This window comes from Kurthia sp. Dielmo (assembly GCF_000307285.2).
Classification (GTDB): domain Bacteria; phylum Bacillota; class Bacilli; order Bacillales_A; family Planococcaceae; genus Kurthia; species Kurthia populi.
The window spans coordinates 427,302-449,561 of record NZ_HE578956.1 but is presented as its reverse complement, the minus strand read 5'-3'; the positions used below and the strand labels follow the sequence as shown (position 1 = coordinate 449,561).

The window sequence follows — 22,260 nt, the reverse complement described above, 5'->3', positions numbered from 1 at the left end:
CGCTCTTTTATGTGTGTGTGAAACTAGATTTTTTCCATGAATTACCGGTTCAGACCCGATATTAAAAAGGCCGCCAAAGAGCCATGGTCTCTCTAGCGGTCTCTCTCAGTTGAAAACTGAAATTATTTGCTGATAACTTCTTTACCTTTGTATGAACCACAAGCTTTACATACGTGGTGAGCAAGTTTTAGTTCGCCACAGTTAGGGCAAGCTACCATACCCGGTACAGCTAATTTGATGTGCGTACGACGTTGACGTTTCGCAGTTTTAGAAGTTCTTCTAAATGGTACAGCCATGAATGGCACCTCCTTACAGATTCTTATTCATCTGTTTGATCAAAAAATTTAGCTAAATTAGCTAATCTTGGATCTACTTTTTTTTCGTCATTTTGTTTCTGACGAGTCAAATCTTCTTCCGACATAATCGACCAATGATCGTTTTTCGGATTCATAATTTGTGCATCTTCCTTATACACTTGCATTGGAATCTCTAATAAAATTAGTTCTTCCAATACAGGGTCGACATGGATAACATCGCCCTCTACAGGGTGAATATTATCTTGTTCATCATGACCAGCCATATCTCCCCAGCGGAAAATTTCCACCATGTCGATGTCGATTGGGTAAATGACGTCTTCCCAAGTTCGCGTACAAGGAAGCGTTAGCGTCGTCGTCACGCGAAAATGACAATTCATTTGCTCTGAACCGAAAATCGCTAAACCTTCGACATGTACAGGAGCAATTGCGCGAATGTCGCTATTGCGTTCCATTACGCTATCCAGTTGAACATCAGCGTTCACTGGCATCCCGCTTTGGCGATATTTCGATAATTGTGGGATTGCCCATTTCATATATATTATCACCTCAAGACAACAAAATTGATTATATAATGTGAATAAATAGATGTCAAGATATTTTCTTGTCACTACTCTCAAAGTCGGCTTATAATCATTAATAGTTAGTATAAACGGAGTGATTCTATGAATGCAACAGGTATAATTGTTGAATATAACCCTTTTCATAACGGGCACCTACATCATATCAAACAATCGCGTAATTTAACAGATGCAGATATCGTAATTGCCGTGATGAGTGGCCACTTTTTACAACGTGGCGAACCAAGCTTTGCAGACAAGTGGCTACGAACAGAAATGGCGCTTCAAAATGGCGCAGATATCGTCGTTGAATTGCCCTATGCGTTTGCGACAGCACCAGCAGTCGATTTTGCAAAAGGTGGCGTGGCACTTTTAGCGGCCTTAAAATGTCGTGCCCTGGCATTTGGTAGCGAACAAGGGCAAATCGAGCCTTTTTTAGCCACTTACGACGCGATAGAGGGCGACAATGCCACTTTCCAGAAAAATGTACAGCACGCCGTCAAAAGCGGTCTAAGCTATCCTAAAGCCTTAAATTCAGCCTACAGCCAAATGACCACAAAAAATAACGGTTCATTTGCCGATTTGACACAGCCAAATAATATTTTAGGCTATCACTATGTCGAACAAATTTTTAAACAAAAAAGTGCCATGCAAGCCGTGACCATTCCACGTATTGCATCGGGCTATCACGATCATATTTTAGCCGGCACGACGATTCAAAGCGCTACAGGCATTCGAGAAGCTGTTTTTGACGGCAGCTTACAAGATGTCGAAGCATTTATGCCGGCCGGTAATTTTTCATTATTACAGCAGGCAACGCTTATGAACTGGGATGTTCTTTATCCTACGCTGCGTTATATGCTACTGCGTTTAAGTCCTTCTGAAATCGCGGCCCATGCCGAGGTCACAGAGGGCATTGAATATTTATTGCAAAAAGCTGCGCGCACAAGCGACACCTTTACGCAGTTTATGACACGTATTAAATCAAAGCGCTACACATGGACGCGCCTACAACGGATGCTCACACATATTTACACCGGCTTTACGAAAGCACAGCTAGTCGAGGCAAGTATGCCACACTACATTCGCCTACTCGGCATGACGGAAAATGGTCAGCGTTATATTTCAGCACATAAAAAAGAATTTACGTTACCACTTGTCAGCCGCGTTGCCGCGTTTGATGATCCGATGCTTTCGCAAGATTGTAAGGCAACAGATTTATATTGCCTTGCACAACAGCGCGCACCGGGTGAAGATTTTAGACGTCCACCCATTCGAATTTAACGATGTTAAAGAGGCTTTGATATACGTGTAAAAAAACCGCTCCTATGAGCATAAGAAAAACCGGAACCGCGTTTTAGTGCGGTTCCGGTTTTTCGCTGCGAACGCGGCAAAAAGAAAATGATATGTTTTGTCCGAGTCTCTTTTTAATTAGCTTCTTTTAAATTTTTTAAATAGTTAAGTGCATCCGCAGCCGTTTTCACCGGAACAATTTTCATGTCCGTATTAATTTTTTCGGCTTCTGCTTTTGCTTCATCGTAATTTGATTCGATTTTAAGCTTTGGTGCGACTTTTTTATACACCGAAATATCATCATCTGGTGCAAAGAAAATATCAGCGCCCGCTTTATCTGCCGCAATGACTTTTTTATCGATGCCACCGATGCGACCAACCGTGCCATCCTCATTCATCGAGCCCGTCCCTGCGATATCATGCCCTTTCGCTAAGTCACCAGGTGTTAATTGATCGATAATTTCAAGTGTAAACATCAGGCCAGCCGATGGACCCCCAATGCTCTCAGAATCGATTTTTACTTTTGGATTTGTCGTAATGGATTTACTATCTGTAAACGAAATGCCGACCCCAATGCGACCATCCGCATCCGGAATTTCTTTTAATGTAACATTCTTTTTCATTATTTTACCATCACGCTTAAAAGTTAACTTCACCTGGTCACCTTTGTCTTTTTTCGCAATGTAATCCGATAACTCGCCACTTTTCACTAATTTTTTATGGTCGATTTTCATCACTTCATCGCCAACTTCTAAAATACCATCTGCGGCACCTTTTTTAACGACCGATGCCACGTAAATGCCATCATAATTCACTTCATAATCTTTTCCTGTTTCTTTAAAAGCAACATACTTCGCATTAAACTGGGAATCGCTCATTAAATGGAGCTGACGTTCATTGTATTCCTTATTGGATTCATTATCGCCAAGCACTTCTTTTTCTGTCATGATTTCCTGCGTATCATTCAGTTTGGCATACACATATGTAAACGGTGTTGCAACTGCCATCGATACGGTCATCATATTTAACTTACCAGGGCCCGGCTCATCGCCGTTCTCTACTTTTACATAATCTGATAACTCATAGGCATTTCCCGGCTTCATGATGTAATAATGTAGTGGGTACATAAAGCCAAATGCCAAAATCGCAATGACTACAAGCCACGCGAAAAAACGTTTTTTATTCATTTGATGGCCCCCTCTCTGTCGTGTAAGACGTCTAATCTGTCATTATGTTACCGCTTTTTCATACTTTTCTACAACAAAAAAGACTACCACGTTCACAGCAGTAGCCTCATCGCTTTATTTCGTTATGTTGAATTTTTCAAGAAGTGCATCTTCAATAATTTGTGGCACAAGCCCATGGATATTCCCACCGTACTGCGCCACCTCTTTGACAATGCTTGAGCTTAAGAATGAGTACTCATTCTTTGTCATAATGAAAAATGTCTCGATATGTTTATCTAAGAATCGGTTCATTGATGTAATTTGCATTTCATACTCAAAATCAGATACTGCGCGTAAACCCCTCACAATCGCACTTGCATTTTTGCTTTGTGCATAATCTACAAGTAACCCCGCCGATTGTTCAATGCGTACATTCGGAATCTCCTTTGTCACTTCACCAATTAACGCCATACGCTCATCCACTGTGAAAAGCGGTTTTTTTGATGAATTGTTTAATACCGCAACATAGACAATATCAAATACTTCTGCTGCTCGTTTAATAATATCTAAGTGGCCGTTTGTGACCGGATCAAAACTTCCAGGTACAACTGCAATTTTCTCCAACCTATTCCCCTTCTTCCTCTAAGCGATAAAACGAAATAATCGTACTACCGTATTTTTCTTCACGATATTTCGTAAACGTCGCCATTTGGTCTGGCAAAACGAGTTGATTATCGTGTTCACACACTATAATACCATCTTTTGTCACGACATTGTTTGCAATAATGTCCTCGACCATTTTGTAATAGCTATGCTTTGCGTAAGGTGGGTCTAAAAAGATTAAATCGGCTTGGATTTCACGTTTAATTAGGAGTTTTAAAGCGCGTGTTGCATCATTACGATACGCTTCTGTGACATCCTCATAGCGGCATTTCTCAATATTTTCTTTTAAGTTTTGGTAGGCTTTGCTATCTTTTTCGATAAAGATGGCTTTATCCATACCACGGCTTAATGCCTCGATGCCTAAACCACCGCTACCAGCAAATAGGTCTAGCACCGTACCGCCATCAAAAAATGGACCTAAAATGTTAAATAGTGATTCTTTTACTTTATCTGTTGTTGGACGCGTTGTATTGCCGTTGACAGCTTTTAACGGCATACCTTTGCGTTCTCCTGCGATTACTCTCATAAATTTGATCCCTCATTATTTCAGCGCGTCATCGGAAATCGTAATATCAATTCGCTTGTCTGCCTTTTGAATATCTGCTCCAAATAGACGTAGTAGCCAAGTTTCTTCGATATAATAATGACCGTTAATTACCTCAAATGGTTGTGAGGCAATGTCGTAGCGCTTGTTGTTATATACATAAAATGCAGACGACATCGGGAAGCGATAATGTTGTGATTTATTGCTCACATAATAACCGTTCTTACCCTTCTTCGCTGTATACCCTAGTGTATCAAATAATGCCTCTGCAGCATATAACACGCGACCATCTTTTAAAATAACTTGCATATTTTTTTGTTCGACTTTGTTGACATAAATCGTTCGACTATCCTCAAACAACAGTGGCGCAACCTTTTTTGACTGGGCATTCATCGTGAAATAACTCGTCGCAGAGTCTAATGTTTGGCCAAGTAGCTTATCAAGCTTCGATGTCGAAATCTTTTCGCCTTCTAAACTTTCTAAACCATTTTTCCACGTATTTTTCTGCGCATCTGTCATGAAGTCATCTAATGTTGTCACCATTTCCTTCGTCTTTTGGTCCCCGTACTTATCACCCGTTAAAAACGATGCAACAACTGCCGGTAACCACGATGTGCCGGTAAACGTATAGTTCTGCTTCACTTGATTGACCGCAATTTGCTCAGCTAAGCGCATGTCTGTAATGTTTTTCACAAATAAAATTCGGTAACCATCTTGTAAATTATTTGTTTGAATAATATCTAAATGATTCGAATTATTCATGGCTGTATTGCTAAGTGCTTTTTGCATCTTCTCGGTCACGATACCACGACCATAAATCGTCACTTCATCGCTTGTAAAGGCTTTTTTCATCGATTTTTTTTGCCAGTACAGCTCATAAACGGCACCCTTTCCGCTAAAATACGAATAATCAATTAATGTCATCTTTTTCGTTGCAATATTGGGTAAACCTGTAAACCATTGACCCCCGATACGCTTCTCATCCGTAATATGGACTTGCGTTTGCATCACAATACCACGCTTTAACGTCGCGAAAATATTCGTTAATAACTTTTCAGATGTCATGCCTTTTTTTAGTGGAATCGTATATTGAATTTGCTGTGTCGCTGATTCTCCTTTTTTAAATTGTGTCATCGTCTTATCAAGACGCTCACAATTCACAGCATCTCCTGCTGCATCTTTCACACATTTTTTGCCGGTGCTAGCATGTTTAGGCCAGGAAATCGATACAGGCGACTTTGGTAAATTTGTAAAGGTTTGCTTGATGACTAATTTATTTCCTTGGTATGTCACATCAATCACCTGGTTATAACGAAAGGACTGTGCGACATCATCGAGCTTATCCGAATAGACGTGATATTGAAACGTCAGCATAATGCCATTTACAAATACCAATAATGCAAATAAAATAATGGCTACTTTTTTCATGTGCTAATCCCCCTGCATCATGATAATATTTATAGGAAAGGATGTGTATTTATAATGATCGAACGCTTTATTGAATTAGGACAAGGTTATGGCGATCTGTATGAAATGTTAGAAATTATGAAAACAAATCAAGAGCGCATTCACAATACCTTCGTCTTCGTTTCCGAAAAAGACGGCAAAAAAGTAGCATCATTTGCAGTTGCAATGAAACCAGTTGGTGACAGCAAATTTATGCCAATCTATATTTGTCGCGAAGGAATCCCTTACAATGCTGAAAAAACATCACAGCGCTATGACCTTTTCAAAGAAGGCATTGAAGCTGCTAATAAAATATTGATCACATTAGAAGTTAAACACTCTTCTGCCTATGTAGAAACAACACTTTATTATCAATATTTAATCGGGTTGCTACGTCTGTACCATTACATTCCAAACCTAGGTTAATTTTTTGCTACATGCATTCGTATAGAAAATAAAACCGCGCTTTTGGCGCGGTTTTTATTTTATCCCGGTCTAAATCCTTCAATTAAGGATAAAAGGATTATACGCGCAGTTGCATTTTATAGACTAAAAAGCCTATTTGCATTATTATCGACAGCTATCCGTCTTTTTTTATCATTTTTATAATAATTTATAAACCAGCTTTATAATCATATTCTTTTGCTTTATCTGGTTTTGCATTTTCATACTCTGTTTTTACAAATGGACGGAAAGATGGCACTATTTTTTTAACGAATGGTAAGCGTGTTAATTTATTCGTAACAGCCTCAATATTGTCCATATCACAATAAAGCACAACATATTTTTGACGACGTGATATGTAATGTACGTGTCCGTAACGTCGTAAAGACTTCGCTTGTTTTAAATGATGTACATAAACGATTAGCCCTTGTCTCTCTCTCACGAAAATCCCCTCATTTCTAATTCAAAGCATACCATAGCGTGAATTTTCTCCGCAACCTGCGAAGGCTGACAGGAGTCCTATCTTTCGAGTATAATGAACAAAAGTAGTCTGCAAACTTGGAGGAGGATTTATTTATGGGTAAAAAAACAAAAATCGCCGTAGCAATCGCAGCAGCAGGTGCCGCCGCTTGGGCAAGTACAAAAGCTATCGCCACACCACAACGTCGTGACAGTAAAACAGCACTTGAATATGATCGTCCAATTGTATTAGCACATCGTGGGGGCTCTCATTTAGCACCTGAGCAAACGATGGCTGCCTTTAAAAATGCCGCAGCACTTGGCGTAGATGGTTTTGAAATCGATATTCGCTTAACGAAAGATGAAGAAATCGTCGTTTTTCACGATGAATATGTAGACCGTACAAGTGAAGGTAGTGGCCGTATTGCAGACATGACCCTTGCACAACTGCAAGAGCTTAACTTCGGCCATCAATTCGTTGATTTAGAAGGACAATTCGCTTATCGTGACACGCCAGAGCGTATCGTCACATTAAAAGAATTATTTACTGCATTCCCATCACTATTTATCAATATCGATATGAAAGATGCACCTGATACATATGAAGGTGGTCTGATGCCGTCAAAACTATGGCGCTTATTAGAAGAATGTGATGCAAAGGAACGCGTTGTTATTACAAGCTTCCATGATGAACAAATTGACCGCTTCAATTTATATGCACAAAACAGCGTAGCACTTGGCGCTGGTAAAAACGAAGTGACAAAAGCTTATACAGCATTCACAAGTCAATTCAAGCATCTATACAATCCTAAAGTCGATGTCTTCCAAATCCCACGCCATTTTGGTAACGTCATCGCGCTTGATACAAAGAGTTTCATTCATTTCTTAGACCAATTAAATATTCCAGCACATTACTGGACAATCAATGATCCACTTGAAATGAAAGAATTAATTAATCGCGGCGCACGTGGTATCGTAACAGACCGTCCTGATATTGCGATGCAAATTATTAACGAAGCCTAAAACGAATAATTTTCTATTAATAAAAAGCCTCTTCAAAGACAAAATTCTTTGAAGAGGCTTTCCTTTTACACAATAGTCATGTGTGTTGCATCTGTTAAATGACTTTTTGCTTGCTCAATTAAGTTCGTTAGCACGAGCCCATCGCGCTTTTTAAAGCAAATTGCGCTAGCGACAATACGGACAGACATTTGCACTAAAATTTGCTGCACCTGCGTTACTAATTGTTGATTCATTGCGGCATCACCTGATACTACACCACAAAATAAATCTTTTTCATAACGTGCGAATAACCCACCGTGTGCTACAAAGACATCACTCACACGTTTCGCTAATGTTTTTAGTACATCATCACCCGCTAAATGACCATGTGCCTCTTTATATCGTTCAAATGCTACAATATTTATATAACAAAATAAATGTTGCTCGCCTTTTAAATAGCCATAATAGGAGCGCTCAAAATATTTTCGATTATGTATTTTCGTCAACGGATCTATCGACGTACGATAATCTATATGAAGACTATTTAAGCGTTCATTTTGAATTAAGTGAGATTTCCATGCATGCTTCTGTGATTTTTCGAGTACGTCAATATACATTGCTTGCGTCATAATAATTTGTTCAAAATCATCATTTGCCTTATAAATTTTAATTAATTCCTTTAAAATTTCAATACTATTGACCGTAAACGTATGTTGCAAAGAAATATCTCGCGCTTCTAGTAAGATTGCTAATTGGTCTTCTAGACGCTGTTGTTTTTTACGAACCTTACTTAATGTAAACATTAAATTTAATTTTGAAATCAGACGTGTTGCGGGTAAAATCTCAAAGCCTTGTTGAATAACTTTTTCGCATTCTTCTAAACGATTTTGATGTTCTAAAATCATTGCGTAATTAATTGTCGGTGATATATATTCTGTTACTGCTGTTGTCACGCCAGTTGAAAATTCTTCTTTCAATAATTGTTGCGTTTCAAGTGCGTACTCTTCTGCTTTTTCAAAATGACCTTGCATAATATTAAAGGCCGTCAAGTTGTTCAATATTTTACGTAATAACGGCTTGTCATTTTCTTGTCGCACTAAAGGTAATGCTTCGTAAAGAAATGTTCCAGCATACTCTTTATCCGTTGTCTCATCCCAATAAATGAACGATAAATTTAGAAAATTAATATAATCTGCTTTTGAGCCATATTCATCTACTAATTTTTTTAATGGGGCAAGCTTTTCGATGGCAATATCGACATGGCCAAGTTGATAATAGCATTCCGAGATGTGACGCATAATGAGCATGATTTCTTCAAACAGTTGAAGTTCCAAACCGATATCAATAACCGGCTCACATAGTTCTAAATATTCAATATATTTAGCCTCAGCCATTAGTGCATCCAATGTTCGGACGAGTTCTTTGAATTCCTCTTTGTCCATAATTCTCCACCTAATTTATCCTTATTTCCTATTTATTCTATCAAACTAACCCGGTAGTGGCAATAAATGCCTTCTTATAAAAAGAAAAAGATTATCGACATTTTTCTCATTAAAAAAAGAGAAGTTACTCAAATGTTTAACTTCTCCTTCTTTTTATTAAGCACTACATGAACAGCTACCACCGCTGCCACAGCCACCTGTTGAGCAACCTGATTCTTTTGCGAAAAACGGATTGCTGACTGGTACTTTCACCGATTCCGAAACCGTTTTGGCAATAATCAACGTCACTTCATCCACTAAATCTTGATAACTATTTTCGGCAATGCGAAGTGTTCCTATGCGGTCATCCATATCTAATTCACGCTTCATCCGGCGAATATCTTTCATAACTGTTTGATAGTCTGGATGATATTTGCCAAAGCGTTGCACTTCCTCATACTGCTCTTTCATGTGATTGAATGCGTCAATCTGTGCTACAAGCGCTGCGTCACTATAGACGGCTTTATGTGCACGCTGTACTTCCTCGTAGGCTTCTGACTGGCGCAACATCGAGCTTAAATCATCGACTTCATCAAGGATCATCGCCCATTCAGATGTCATCATCATACGCATTCCCTCCTAGCTTGTTTATCATAGCAAATCTTACTCAGAATCGCTCGCAGATTTGCTCGATTCAATAAAAATTTGTACATAATTTTTTGCATATGTTCCTGTACCAAGTACCGTAAAGGCTTCATCTAGCATTGTCGTACGGTGCTTATCTGAATTCATAAAACTATGAATTGCTTCCGGTGCATCGACATAATCCTCTGCTGCATTTTCAGCAGCACCGTCAAATTCGATACCTGCATTTTTTAAATTTTGTTTAAGCCCTACATCCTCTTCGCCATCACCACGTGCAAAAAGACTACTTTGGCTAGCCGCAAGCGTATTCACCTGCTCATCAAATGTGAGCGTCGGTAACCCATGATGTGTTCTAAAAATATTCGTAAGCTCTGCTAGTTGCAGCGCATTTTCTTCATTGATTTTTTGTTGTACAAATGATGATGGCGTTTTTGGCTCTAACATATCGCCAACATAGGTCATATCATACGGTTGCATTTTCACAAGCGTTTTGCCATCTAAATAGCGGACCGCCTCAAGCTCTCCTTCAATACCATCAAAGAAGAGCTGTGCATAGACACCATCATACATCACGAGTAGACGCGTATATAAATCGGCTTCACTCAGCATAAATGTGTACGTGCTATCGTCAATTTTCACATGCACCTCAGTATCTGTAATTGTATTACGATATAAATCTTCAATCGTTTGACCAACTTCAAATGGGGCCGCATCCACTTGTTCACCCGTTAAAAATACTTGCACAACTTTCCCTTTTTCCACACCAACTAATAAATACTGCTGGTCTTTTTGATTGTACACCCACCATTTAAAGCCATATGCAGAGGGTGCCTTACGGTCGGGCTTACCGTATTTCTCTTCAAACTCACTGACCTTTTTTCCGACATATGTTGAAAACCCTGTTTTCGGACGAGGCATCACATCATTATTCGTCTGCGGTGCCGTCTGCTCAGGATAGGTTTTATTCGGTGACTTCAATACTTCATTTTCTTTTACTGGCGTATTCGTATAAAAAAATACGACGAGTAAAATCGCAAATACAAATAAAATTTTATACAATGCTTTCAAATCATTTCTCTCCATCATCTATAGTACTTTTCATTATAGCTCAAGACGAAAAAAATCCAAAACGCTTGATACGCTTTGGATTTTTTATTATGGATTTAGAATCGCTTTAAATACAGACGTTGTTACGCCGCCTTCGTAAAATACATAGAGTAATAAGTAAACAATAACCCCTGTAATCGCTGTGAAGAACCAAATGATGCTTGTTACAGGACCGATTTTACGGTGTTTCTTGTAGTTTTCCTTAAAGCCAAGCCACAATGTGACAAGGCCAAATACCCCACCAGATGTTGCTAAAATGATATGGAATACAAGGAATGTTGTATAGTATTTTTTCAATTCATCTGGGCCACCAAACGCTGTATTGCCAATGAAAATTGTACGTGATGCATAAATAATAAAGAATGTTAGTGCTGCGATAGCACCTGCGATCATTACTTTTTTATGTGCTTCAATTTTACGTTGTTTAATTAAAATCCAACCAATTGCAATCAATACTGCACTTAGCACGATAAAGAAAGTACTAATCGTCGGTAAAATAGGTAAATTCATGCGTTCGAACTCCTTATCTATTAATAGAACTGTCGATTAATTCTTCCCCATTATAACAATACTCCCCAGAAAATGGCATGGATAAATCGTGAACAAAAAAACGAGGACAGCCATTTAGACCTGCCCTCGCTTTAGAAACGGCTAATCTTCCATTTCAATTAGTAAATCACCTGTTGAAATCGCATCGCCTGCTGCTACGTAAATTTCTTTAATCGTACCATCTTTTGGCGCCTGAACCGTCGTTTCCATTTTCATCGCTTCTGTAATTAGTAAATGCTCCCCGCGTTTTACTGGGCTGCCTTTTGACACAACTACTTTTAGAACAGTCCCTGGCATCGTCGCCCCGATTTGATTGGCATCTGTCGGATCTGTTTTACGCTTCGCATCACCTGATACTTCCACCGTTAAATCTTGTACTGTAATTTCACGTGGCTGACCGTTCAGCTCAAAGTACACGACACGCGTACCATTATGCTGTGGCTCCCCAATCGCCACTAATTTAATAATTAATGTTTTCCCTTTTTCAATCACAACTTCGATTTCTTCGCCTAGACGTAAACCATGTAAAAACGTCGGCGTGTCAAGTACAGAGACATTTTCAAATAAATCAAATGTCTTCATATATTCTTCAAATACTTTCGGATATAACACATGAGCAAGTGCATCCTGCGTCGTCATCATGCGGTCGTATTTTTTGCTTAATTCATTACGACGTGCCTCGATATCAATATCTTCTAGTAATTCACCTGGGCGTACTGTAATCGCTTCACGATCTTTTAAGACAACTTTTTGAAGTTCTTTCGGGAAACCACCATATGGCTGACCTAAATAGCCTTGGAAGAACTCAATCACAGAATCCGGGAAGCTTAATGTTTCCCCGCGCGTAATCACTGTTTGCTCATCCAAATCATTTTGTACCATGAATAGCGCCATATCTCCAACAACTTTTGATGAAGGCGTTACTTTAATGATGTCACCAAATAGCATGTTGACGCGTGAATACATCGTTTTCACTTCTTCCCAGCGGTCGCCAAGACCTACACCTTTTGCCTGCTGTTGAAGATTTGAATACTGGCCACCTGGCATCTCATGCACATAAATTTCTGAATGTGGACTATTCATGCCACTTTCGAAATCTTTATAGTATTTACGAATATCTTCCCAGTAGTATGAAATTTTTTCGACACCATCAATATCCATACGAAGATTACGCTCACTGCCTTTTAATGCGTAGTATAAGCTGTTCGCACTCGGTTGAGAAGTTAAGCCTGACATCGAGCCGACAGCCGTATCGATAATATCGACACCCGCTTCAATGGCCTTCGCATATAAGTAAATCCCATTGCCACTCGTATCATGCGTATGCAGGTGAATTGGAAGGTCTGTCGCCTCTTTTAATTCACTTACAAGCGCATAAGCTGCATTCGGTTTTAAAAGACCCGCCATATCTTTAATCGCGATAATATTGGCACCAGCATTTTCTAATTCTTTCGCCATTTTCTTGTAGTATGCTAGCGTATATTTTGAACGGCTATCATCTAAAATATCACCTGCATAGCATAGTGTTGCCTCTGCGACTTTTCCTGCATCACGCGCCGCATCAATCGCTACTTGCATCCCTGGTAACCAGTTTAGGCTATCGAAAATACGGAACACATCAATGCCCTCTTTTGCTGCCTCACGAACGAACTCTTTAATGACGCTATCTGGGTAGTTCGTGTAACCGACTGCATTGGCACCGCGTAGAAGCATTTGGAATAATGTATTAGGAATCAACTGACGTAGGAAGCGTAGACGCTGCCACGGGTCCTCTTTTAAGAAGCGATACGCCACGTCAAATGTTGCGCCACCCCACATTTCAAGTGAGAAGAAATCGCCCCCCATAATTTTCGCTGTGGCGTCTGCAATCTCGTACATATCATGTGAACGAACACGCGTCGCAAGTAGTGATTGATGGGCATCACGCATTGTCGTATCCGTTAATAGCACATCGTCTTGCTCAGTAATCCATTTTGCTAAACCTTCTGGGCCACGTTCATCTAAAATTTGCTTCGTACCCGCTGGAATTGACTGATACACTTTTAAATCCGGCTTATGTGGCTTCGGATAAATCGGCTTCGTTTGTGATTCGATACCTGGGAAGCCGTTTACCGTTACATTACCAATATAGCTCAGTAATTTCGTACCACGGTCACGCGGCACACGGAATTTTAATAGCTCTGGATTGGCATCGATAAAGCTCGTATTAAAGTCACCACTAATGAAGTCCTTATGACGCACGACATTTTCAAGGAATGGAATATTCGTTTTCACACCACGAATACGGAATTCCTGTAAGTTACGATCCATTTTTTGAGCCGATTCCTCAAATGTATTGCCCCACGTACATAACTTCACAAGCAATGAATCATAGTGCGGCGAAATGACTGCACCCTGGAAGCCATTACCGGCATCCAAACGTACCCCAAAGCCACCACTTGAACGATAGACACTTAACCGGCCGGTATCAGGCATGAAATCATTTGCCGGGTCTTCCGTCGTAATACGTGATTGAATCGCAAAGCCATCTAATGGAATATTTTCCTGTAATGGAATATTTGTTATCTCATCATGTAAGGTATGACCTGCTGCGATATTAATTTGTGCGTGCACAATATCAATACCTGTCACCATCTCGGTAATTGTATGCTCTACTTGCACACGTGGATTTACTTCAATAAAGTAAAATGCATCGTCTGCTACTAAAAACTCGACCGTACCAGCATTAACGTATGCAACATTTTTCATTAATTTTACGGCAGCATCACAAATGCGACCACGTAGCTCTGCTGATAATGCATTTGATGGTGCAATTTCAACGACCTTTTGGTGACGACGTTGAATCGAGCAATCACGCTCATAAAGATGCACAAGATTCCCGTGTGTATCCCCTAAAATTTGCACCTCAATATGCTTTGGTTTATCAACGAATTTTTCAACGTACACTTCATCAGAACCGAACGCTGCTTTTGCTTCTGACTTCGCACGTTCATATGCTGACTGCACTTCCTCTGCATTATGTACTACTCGCATCCCACGACCGCCGCCACCAAGTGCTGCTTTGATCATCAATGGATAGCCGTGCGTTTCCCCAAACGCCTTCACTTCATCAAGTGAATCGACTGGCCCGTCCGTTCCTGGAATGACTGGAATATTCGCTAAAATAGCCTGTTCGCGTGCTTTTACCTTGTCACCGAACATATCTAAATGCTGTGGCTTAGGACCAATAAAAATAATGCCCTCTTCCTCACAACGCTTCGCAAATTCCAAATTTTCTGATAAAAAACCGTAGCCAGGGTGAATAGCATCTGCCCCTGACTCTTTTGCAATACGCAAAATATCTTCTATATCTAAATAAGCATCAATCGGCTTCTTCCCATCCCCAACGAGATAAGCTTCATCTGCTTTATAGCGGTGATAAGAACCGCTATCTTCACGTGAATAAATCGCAACAGTGTGTATCTTCATTTCTGTACATGCACGGAACACGCGGATTGCAATCTCTCCGCGGTTCGCTACTAAAATTTTGTTTATTGACATAAACAAATTCCCCCTAAGCTTGTCGTTTTAAATGCTTGGATTTTACATTTTTTGAAATATTGGCGACAACACCTAACGCAATGGATAACAGTAGAATCGATGTCCCACCATAACTAATGAATGGAATCGGCACCCCTGTTAACGGAATCAGCCCTGCAAGTCCGCCAATATTGACGAATGTTTGAAGGCCAATCCATGTTGCCACACCTGTGCAAATCATACGAGCCATACTGTCTGAAGAACGAATACCAATGATTAAAATACGTGCGATTAAAAAGAATAACCCACCTAGGACAATCATGACGCCAATAATCCCAAGCTCTTCTGCAATAATCGGTACGATGAAATCCGTTTGGGGCTCTGGCAAATACCCGAGCTTTTGAACGGAATTCCCAAGACCTACACCTTTTAGACCACCTGCACCAATGGCATAATAACCGTTAACGATTTGATAGCCGTAGTTTTGCTCATCCTCAAACGGATTTAAAAATGCAGAAATACGACCAATACGCTTCCCACTGACAAATAGTTCTGGGAATTTTAATACCATTACGACAAAAATCGCCCCTAGTGCAAATAACGGTGCCGCAATGCGGAAAAAAGTCTTTGGTCGAATACCACTCGTTACGACAACAGACAATGCGATACAAAGTACCATCATCCCATTACCAAAATCAGGCTCGCCTAAAATAAGAATAACTGCGGCCCCTAACGCAAGAAACGGTGGTAAATAGCCTGCGGTGAAGCTATTTAATAATTTCTGTTCTTCTTTACGCTTTAAAATTCCAGCAAAGTAAATGATAAAGGCAAGCTTTGCAACTTCCGATGGTTGAACATTCATAAAGCCTAAACTAATCCAACTTTTTGCTCCCGAGTTCCCTGGCGCAACCCCAATAACTTTTACAAGAAGTAAAAGCGCAAATGTAACGAATAAAATAATCGTGTACCACTTCTTCTTCTTATAATGCTGATAAGGAATCGCCGTCACAACAAAAAATGCTGCGAAGGCAATCAATAGATTAATTAGTTGACGCACAAAATAATAATTTGGTGCTGCATGAAGCTTTTCAACTGCCCAAACCATGCTCGCACTATAAATCATAACAAGTCCAAACAAACATAGCAAAGTATATGTAACAAATAATGGATAATCGAAATTTTTAAAGATATTTTTTACCATTTTTTTCATTTTACCAACCCTCACTGACCAATTAAGCAAAAAAACTCAAACAAAGTGTTTGAGTTTTTCGTCTTATTTCTTCGTGAACGCATCATGTAACGCCGATAATTCCTTCTCTAATGAATCAAGAATTTCACGGCCTTTTTCGCGCTCTAAAAGACCCAATTTAACAGCAAAATCGATTTCTCGAGATAAGCCGAACATTTGAGTATCTAAAACTTCCTCGTACAATGGACACTGTGGCATTGTTAAGTTTTCCATTTGTACTCGAATAAGTTGTGCAATTTTATCCGCATCGGCAATTAGGAGTTCTAATGCCTTCTCCTGATACGAACTTTGAGATTTTGTATCCATGAGGACGCCCCCATTACCTGATATTTCTTATCGTTCTATCATATAGATTTTAGCTTTTACAATGGAAAAATGCAAGCATCTACTAGCAAATTTACGATTCAATCAAAATCTTTCCTCAACAATTAGAAAAAAGGTTATACTGTTAGGTGGAACGTTATGTCAAGGAGGCAACAACAATGGACACTATTATCCAAATTACAGGAAACGTCAATTTTGCGATTACACTCGATGCCAGCACATGGATTTTCGACGACCGTAAACTTGATTTAAACACATACTTTACAGCAGAACATATCGAGGTTGATCCCGATGAAAAATATGTGAAAGAAGCGAGCAAATTCTGGTCTCGCGAAATCATGGAAGGCGCCGTATTCCCTCCAACACTACAAACAGAAAAAAAATATTCGCACAAAGAAATGCGTACAGGTACTTTTGCAATGCCCGTAAGCTTATTCTTAAAAAATGCAGAGCCAAAAGCAGCAGCTTCTCAAGTCGCTTTTATCGATGTACAAGGTACTGAATACGTTTATTCATTAGATGAAGCGAATACATTGCTATTCAAATTTAGCCAAGATGGTAGCATGCTTGAAAATGGTCCTGTATACATCTTAGACGCCGATGGTAAAAACGAGCCAATTCAAGGAATCGTTCGCATCGACGTACGTTAGGAGGAAGTTACATGCGCGTACAATGCGTTATTTGTGATGAAATCCATGAAATTCCGGACTTTTCACCGGAAGCAAAAAAGTTACGCAATCGCCCAATTCATACCTATATGTGTGATGAGTGCTACGAGCGCGTAACGGAAAAAACATTAAAACGCCTTGAAACAGGTAATTTTGAATTCCGCCGTGGGAATCATAGCGTCGAAGAGGAGTTTTAATGCATAAAGAGGCTGTGACACACGTGTAACAACACCCTCTTATATGAGCATAAGAAAAAACGGAATCGCGCGGTGGCGCGGTTCCGTTTTTTCGTTGCGAACGCTAAAAAAAGGACAATAAAGTATTTTGTTCCATCCTCGTTTTTATGCAACAAAAAAGGTCTAGCAATTGCTAGACCCCTTTTTAACAAGACAAATTATTTATCTGACGCGCGGTGTTTTTTAGAAACTTTTTCACGTTCGTTTTTGTTTAAGATTTGTTTACGTAAACGAATAGATTCAGGAGTTACTTCTAAGTACTCATCTTCATCTAAGAATTCTAACGCTTCTTCAAGAGTTAGGATTTTTGGCGCTTTGATAACGTTTGTTTGGTCTTTGTTAGAAGAACGAACATTCGTTTTAGCTTTCATTTTCGTAATGTTTACAGTGATATCATTGTCACGAGTATTTTGACCAACAATCATACCTTCGTAAATTTCAGCACCTGGTTCTAAGAATAGAGTACCACGGTCTTCAATTTGCATCATACCGTAAGTAGTAGCTTTACCTGTTTCCATAGAAACTAAAGCACCGTTACGACGGCCACCTACACGGCCAGCTACTGCTGGTTTGTAAGAGTCGAATGTGTGGTTGATGATACCGAAACCTTTAGTTAGAGACATGAATTCAGTTGTGTAACCGATTAAGCCACGAGCAGGTACCATAAAGATTAAACGAACTTGACCAGTACCATCGTTGATCATATCAACCATTTCACCTTTACGTTCGTTTAATGATTCAATGATTGAACCTAGTGAATCTTCAGGAACGTCAATTTGAACGCGTTCTACTGGTTCACATTTCACGCCGTCGATTTCACGGATGATAACTTTTGGTTTAGAAACTTGTAGTTCGTAACCTTCACGACGCATATTTTCAACTAAGATTGAAAGGTGAAGTTCACCACGACCAGATACAGTCCATGCATCTGGAGAATCAGTTGGATCTACACGTAAAGATACGTCCGTTTGTAATTGTGCAGCTAAGCGTTCTTCAATTTTACGAGAAGTAACCCATTTACCTTCGCGACCTGCGAATGGAGAGTTATTTACTAAGAAGGTCATTTGAAGAGTTGGTTCGTCAATACGCATTGGTGGTAGTGGATCTACGTGGTCTTGTGGACACACAGTTTCACCAACGTTGATTTCTTCCATACCTGAAACGGCGATTAAATCACCAGATACAGCTTCTTGGATTTCTTCACGTTTTAAACCGAAGAAACCGAAGATTTTTGTTACACGGAAGTTTTTCGTTGTGCCATCTAATTTAGAAAGCGTTACCGATTGACCAACAGAGATTTTACCGCGGAATACACGGCCAATACCGATACGGCCTAAGAAGTCATTATAATCAAGTAATGCTACTTGGAATTGTAATGGTTCGTCGCGAGTATCTTCTGGTGCTGGAATGTGTTCGATAATTTTTTCGAATAAGCATTTCATGTTTTCTTCTTGGTTCGCTGGGTTTGGATCAAGAGATGCAGTACCGTTTACGCCTGAAGCGTATACTACTGGGAAGTCTAATTGATCTTCGTCTGCGCCAAGTTCGATTAATAAGTCTAATACTTCATCAACTACTTCTTCTGGACGAGCTGAATCTTTATCGACTTTGTTTACTACTACGATTGGTGTTAAGCCTTGTTCTAAAGCTTTTTTCAGTACGAAACGAGTTTGAGGCATACAACCTTCATATGCATCGACAACTAGTAATACGCCATCAACCATTTTTAAGATACGTTCTACTTCACCACCGAAATCGGCGTGTCCAGGTGTATCAAGGATGTTGATTTTTGTATCGCCATAGTGTACAGCAGTATTTTTAGCTAAGATTGTAATACCACGTTCACGTTCGATATCATTAGAGTCCATTGCGCGTTCTTCAACATGTTCGTTTGAACGGAATGTACCTGATTGTTTTAATAATTGGTCGACTAAAGTTGTTTTACCATGGTCGACGTGGGCAATAATTGCAATGTTTCTTAAATCTTCACGTAAGTTAGTCATTGTTCCACTCCACTTTTTTTTATTTCGAGTCCATAACTGTGTTATTATAGCACAACTCGTTCTATTTGGCGATTTTTTATGGCTCGTATCAATTTTTTTGTAGATTATAATTCGAAAACCTTGCGAAAAAACGTATTTCGTTCCACAATAAAGGAAGAATCCACAATTGGAGGTTTCACTAATAATGAATAAAGCAAAATTAGTTATGATGGTCCTAGCACTTGCAGGTGTTCTTTCTATGTGCTCAATTGGCGTCGCAGTTGCCGAGAAAAGCGTTTTCGGCACTATCCTAGGCATCGTGCTTGTAGTCGCAGTGTTCGGTTATGCATTTAGCTTAAAACGCAAATTCCGTGAACGCGGTCTACTATAATCTTTTAAAAAGATGCACATTCAAGCGAATGTGCATTTTTTTAATACATTATAGGTCGCCAACATTTTTCACAAGTTTTATAGTAGCACTGACAAGCCTTTTTATACAATAGAGTTGCTCAATTTTTTACAAAAAAATATAAAAGACAGCGCTGGTAATACTTACCAAACACGCTGTCTTTCCTTTATTTTAGCGTAATGTAATCGCCTACAAGTTCTTTATGAATGCTTGGATTTGCAACAATAAATGTATCCTGATTTAAAAGGTTTACGGCATTCAAATCGAGTGTTGATGAAACGGCACCGACCTCCTGCGCAATAATAATGCCCGCTGCAATGTCCCAAGGTGATAAACGGAAAGATAGATAGGCATCCATTCTCCCTGTTGCCACCGCAACGATTTCAAGCGTTGCTGAGCCAAGGGAACGCGTGCCACGTAATGTATGAATTAGCTTAATAATTCCTTCATGCTCAACACGTGGATTTGGTGTCGCCCATACAGCATTAATACCAACAATGGCTTCATTTAATGGCAAGGCTTCAAGGGGGCTTAGACGCTGCCCGTTCATGTATGCACCTTGTCCTTTTAGTGCAAAATAAAGCTCATCCGCTACAACATCATATATGTATCCTGCCTGTCCAACACCATCGACATAAATCGCAATCGAAATCGCAAAGTTACGACGTTGACGTACAAAATTCATCGTGCCATCAATCGGGTCAACCATCCAGACAACTCCTTCAAGCGATGAAATCTCTTCCTCTGCCATCCCTTCTTCACCTAAAATACGGAAAGATTCATCATACGCATGAATTTTTTTAACGATAAATGCTTCTGTTTCTTTATCAATATTCGTTACTAAATCATTGGCATCTGATTTCGTTTCGATGTACATCGTTTCAAAAAACGACTTACGAATTCGTTCCCCTGCCTCTTTAATGATTGTTAACGTATAGTCGTGCAAGGCCTGTCTATCCATCAACGCCACCCCTTCTCACTTTTTTCTTAGTATAACAAAAAAACACCCGCTACTCACTTCGATAGCTAGGTGTCTTATAGGTCAATTTTCAGACGAGTTTTAAGCCAGCGCATGCAGGGCCTCCAATTCTGAGTGGATTTCACTCAAGCGTGCCTTACTAGCCGCTATTTTTTGCTCGTCGTGGTCATTCATCGCATCAAATAACGTCGCTAATTCATAGTCTAACTCGAGCTTTAAGCCATTCACATATTTACGTTCATAATCCGTTTTACGTACAATATTCATAACTTGTTTCATCTTGATCATCTCCTTATTAATAGGCGGTCATCAAGAACTTTTTTAAGTTTTGCATGTTCTAAACGTTGCTAAGCTCTTGTACAAGAAATTTTCCCACATTTACTCTAAAATAAACATATAATTATTTTTGAAGGAGTTTTTTTATGACAACTGTTCAATGGACAACAAAAGATTTTGACGTTTTTACAATCGATGGTTTAGAACCTCGAATGGAAGCATTAATCGAGCAAATTCGCCCAAAATTTAATGAGCTTGGTGAGGAATTCTCACATTATTTCACCGTCGAGCTTGGCGAAGAATTTTTTGCGCATGTCGCAAAGCACGCACGTCGTACAGTCAACCCACCGCATGATAGCTGGGTGGCATTTGCGCCAAATAAACGCGGCTATAAAGCGATGCCTCATTTCCAAATTGGTTTATTTGAAAGCCATCTATTCATCAACTTAGCTGTGATTTACGAGACACCACAAAAAGATGCTATGGCTGCACGTCTTTTAGCGAAGCCAGAACTTTTTGATGCATTACCAGAGAATTTCTACGTTGCCGGTGATCATATGTCTCCTGTGACGCAAAATATTAGTGAAGCCATCGCAAATGGCGATGTAGAAAAATTATTAACACGTCTACAAAATGTGAAAAAAGGTGAATTCATCGTTGGGCGCACATTATCACGTGAGGAAACCGTCGCATTATTACCTAAAGCATTTCATCAAGTCGTAGAAGATACATTCAATGCTCTACTACCAATTTATAAAACCATGTTAAATCGTTAATAAATTATAAGCCGTAACACATTCTATTTTTCAATGTGTCACGGCTTTTTCATTTTTAAAAATACGTCATTCGCCCAAGAAGCGTCTTTTAGATACGACATATTTTTGAATATGTGTCATCTGTAAGACAGAAGCCTTAGTCAGTTATTAATTATGTATGCCCAAGTTCATTTTTCAAAAATGATTACTAAAACATGAACTGATTTTTATAAAATTTTAGTAAGCCTTA

Annotated in this window: 24 protein-coding genes; 7 read left to right on the top strand and 17 right to left on the bottom strand. The window is 39.5% G+C overall.

The annotated features are described in order from the left end of the window. Positions 1 to 122 precede the first annotated feature (122 nt). Both rpmF and KTHG_RS02560 read right to left on the bottom strand, forming a co-directional pair. On the bottom strand, positions 123 to 296 hold the full coding sequence (rpmF, locus tag KTHG_RS02565) for a 50S ribosomal protein L32 (RefSeq protein ID WP_020189361.1): 174 nt from the start codon (positions 294 to 296) through the stop codon (positions 123 to 125). 23 nt (positions 297 to 319) lie between these two features. Continuing rightward, positions 320 to 850: a YceD family protein gene (locus KTHG_RS02560; RefSeq protein ID WP_020189360.1), complete on the bottom strand. Its 531-nt coding sequence runs from the start codon at positions 848 to 850 to the stop codon at positions 320 to 322. A gap of 129 nt (positions 851 to 979) precedes the next feature. On the opposite strand from KTHG_RS02560, the gene KTHG_RS02555 reads away from it, so the two are divergent. Then, positions 980 to 2,158 carry a nucleotidyltransferase gene (locus tag KTHG_RS02555; RefSeq protein WP_020189359.1) on the top strand — a complete coding sequence of 393 codons (1,179 nt, stop codon included), beginning with the start codon at positions 980 to 982 and terminating at the stop codon, positions 2,156 to 2,158. Positions 2,159 to 2,301: 143 nt separating this feature from the next. On the opposite strand, the gene KTHG_RS02550 is transcribed toward KTHG_RS02555, so the two are convergent. From KTHG_RS02550 to KTHG_RS02535, 4 genes are all read right to left on the bottom strand, one after another. Beyond that, positions 2,302 to 3,354 (bottom strand): SepM family pheromone-processing serine protease, encoded by a 1,053-nt coding sequence (locus KTHG_RS02550; RefSeq protein ID WP_020189358.1) that lies wholly within the window; start codon positions 3,352 to 3,354, stop codon positions 2,302 to 2,304. Positions 3,355 to 3,468: 114 nt separating this feature from the next. Continuing rightward, a complete protein-coding gene (gene coaD, locus KTHG_RS02545) occupies positions 3,469 to 3,957 on the bottom strand; it encodes a pantetheine-phosphate adenylyltransferase (protein ID WP_020189357.1) in 489 nt (162 codons plus the stop codon). A 1-nt stretch (position 3,958) separates the two neighbouring features. Continuing rightward, the gene (gene rsmD, locus KTHG_RS02540) at positions 3,959 to 4,522 is read right to left on the bottom strand and encodes a 16S rRNA (guanine(966)-N(2))-methyltransferase RsmD (RefSeq protein WP_020189356.1); all 564 of its coding nucleotides are present in this window, start codon (positions 4,520 to 4,522) and stop codon (positions 3,959 to 3,961) included. A gap of 15 nt (positions 4,523 to 4,537) precedes the next feature. Continuing rightward, positions 4,538 to 5,968: a hypothetical protein gene (locus KTHG_RS02535; RefSeq protein WP_020189355.1), complete on the bottom strand. Its 1,431-nt coding sequence runs from the start codon at positions 5,966 to 5,968 to the stop codon at positions 4,538 to 4,540. A 54-nt stretch (positions 5,969 to 6,022) separates the two neighbouring features. Here KTHG_RS02535 and KTHG_RS02530 point away from each other — a divergent pair, with 54 nt between their 5' ends. Next, positions 6,023 to 6,412: a DUF7147 family protein gene (locus tag KTHG_RS02530; RefSeq protein ID WP_020189354.1), complete on the top strand. Its 390-nt coding sequence runs from the start codon at positions 6,023 to 6,025 to the stop codon at positions 6,410 to 6,412. A 187-nt stretch (positions 6,413 to 6,599) separates the two neighbouring features. On the opposite strand, the gene KTHG_RS02525 is transcribed toward KTHG_RS02530, so the two are convergent. Next, positions 6,600 to 6,872 carry a YlbG family protein gene (locus KTHG_RS02525; protein WP_020189353.1) on the bottom strand — a complete coding sequence of 91 codons (273 nt, stop codon included), beginning with the start codon at positions 6,870 to 6,872 and terminating at the stop codon, positions 6,600 to 6,602. A 134-nt stretch (positions 6,873 to 7,006) separates the two neighbouring features. On the opposite strand from KTHG_RS02525, the gene KTHG_RS02520 reads away from it, so the two are divergent. Continuing rightward, positions 7,007 to 7,912 (top strand): glycerophosphodiester phosphodiesterase family protein, encoded by a 906-nt coding sequence (locus tag KTHG_RS02520; RefSeq protein WP_020189352.1) that lies wholly within the window; start codon positions 7,007 to 7,009, stop codon positions 7,910 to 7,912. Between the two features lie 65 nt (positions 7,913 to 7,977). Here KTHG_RS02520 and KTHG_RS02515 read toward each other — a convergent pair whose 3' ends face one another. The 7 genes from KTHG_RS02515 to KTHG_RS02485 all read right to left on the bottom strand — a co-directional run bounded on the left by KTHG_RS02515 (position 7,978) and on the right by KTHG_RS02485 (position 16,687). Next, the gene (locus KTHG_RS02515) at positions 7,978 to 9,333 is read right to left on the bottom strand and encodes a diguanylate cyclase domain-containing protein (protein WP_020189351.1); all 1,356 of its coding nucleotides are present in this window, start codon (positions 9,331 to 9,333) and stop codon (positions 7,978 to 7,980) included. Between the two features lie 156 nt (positions 9,334 to 9,489). Then, entirely contained in the window at positions 9,490 to 9,939 is a 450-nt protein-coding gene (locus KTHG_RS02510) for a YlbF/YmcA family competence regulator (RefSeq protein ID WP_020189350.1), read from the bottom strand. A 36-nt stretch (positions 9,940 to 9,975) separates the two neighbouring features. Further along, a complete protein-coding gene (locus tag KTHG_RS02505) occupies positions 9,976 to 11,043 on the bottom strand; it encodes a CAP domain-containing protein (protein WP_255512326.1) in 1,068 nt (355 codons plus the stop codon). A 69-nt stretch (positions 11,044 to 11,112) separates the two neighbouring features. Then, positions 11,113 to 11,574, bottom strand: a complete 462-nt coding sequence (locus KTHG_RS02500) for a DUF420 domain-containing protein (protein ID WP_020189348.1) — start codon at positions 11,572 to 11,574, stop codon at positions 11,113 to 11,115. A gap of 141 nt (positions 11,575 to 11,715) precedes the next feature. Continuing rightward, the gene (pyc, locus tag KTHG_RS02495; protein WP_020189347.1) at positions 11,716 to 15,153 is read right to left on the bottom strand and encodes a pyruvate carboxylase; all 3,438 of its coding nucleotides are present in this window, start codon (positions 15,151 to 15,153) and stop codon (positions 11,716 to 11,718) included. 13 nt (positions 15,154 to 15,166) lie between these two features. Beyond that, positions 15,167 to 16,342 carry a putative lipid II flippase FtsW gene (ftsW, locus tag KTHG_RS02490; RefSeq protein ID WP_020189346.1) on the bottom strand — a complete coding sequence of 392 codons (1,176 nt, stop codon included), beginning with the start codon at positions 16,340 to 16,342 and terminating at the stop codon, positions 15,167 to 15,169. Between the two features lie 63 nt (positions 16,343 to 16,405). Beyond that, complete coding sequence (locus KTHG_RS02485; protein ID WP_010286615.1) at positions 16,406 to 16,687, bottom strand: Fpa/YlaN family protein; 282 nt, start codon at positions 16,685 to 16,687, stop codon at positions 16,406 to 16,408. Between the two features lie 176 nt (positions 16,688 to 16,863). Here KTHG_RS02485 and KTHG_RS02480 point away from each other — a divergent pair, with 176 nt between their 5' ends. Beyond that, positions 16,864 to 17,355, top strand: a complete 492-nt coding sequence (locus tag KTHG_RS02480) for a hypothetical protein (protein ID WP_020189345.1) — start codon at positions 16,864 to 16,866, stop codon at positions 17,353 to 17,355. Positions 17,356 to 17,366: 11 nt separating this feature from the next. Next, positions 17,367 to 17,570 (top strand): YlaI family protein, encoded by a 204-nt coding sequence (locus tag KTHG_RS02475; protein ID WP_020189344.1) that lies wholly within the window; start codon positions 17,367 to 17,369, stop codon positions 17,568 to 17,570. A 197-nt stretch (positions 17,571 to 17,767) separates the two neighbouring features. Here KTHG_RS02475 and typA read toward each other — a convergent pair whose 3' ends face one another. Beyond that, positions 17,768 to 19,612: a translational GTPase TypA gene (typA, locus tag KTHG_RS02470; protein ID WP_020189343.1), complete on the bottom strand. Its 1,845-nt coding sequence runs from the start codon at positions 19,610 to 19,612 to the stop codon at positions 17,768 to 17,770. Positions 19,613 to 19,796: 184 nt separating this feature from the next. Here typA and KTHG_RS02465 point away from each other — a divergent pair, with 184 nt between their 5' ends. Further along, entirely contained in the window at positions 19,797 to 19,982 is a 186-nt protein-coding gene (locus KTHG_RS02465) for a YlaF family protein (protein WP_020189342.1), read from the top strand. 184 nt (positions 19,983 to 20,166) lie between these two features. Here KTHG_RS02465 and KTHG_RS02460 read toward each other — a convergent pair whose 3' ends face one another. Next, on the bottom strand, positions 20,167 to 20,961 hold the full coding sequence (locus KTHG_RS02460; protein ID WP_020189341.1) for an inositol monophosphatase family protein: 795 nt from the start codon (positions 20,959 to 20,961) through the stop codon (positions 20,167 to 20,169). A gap of 99 nt (positions 20,962 to 21,060) precedes the next feature. Next, positions 21,061 to 21,258, bottom strand: coding sequence for a hypothetical protein (locus tag KTHG_RS02455; protein WP_020189340.1), 198 nt, complete (start codon positions 21,256 to 21,258; stop codon positions 21,061 to 21,063). 143 nt (positions 21,259 to 21,401) lie between these two features. On the opposite strand from KTHG_RS02455, the gene KTHG_RS02450 reads away from it, so the two are divergent. Further along, entirely contained in the window at positions 21,402 to 22,031 is a 630-nt protein-coding gene (locus KTHG_RS02450; RefSeq protein ID WP_020189339.1) for a YktB family protein, read from the top strand. Positions 22,032 to 22,260 lie beyond the last annotated feature (229 nt).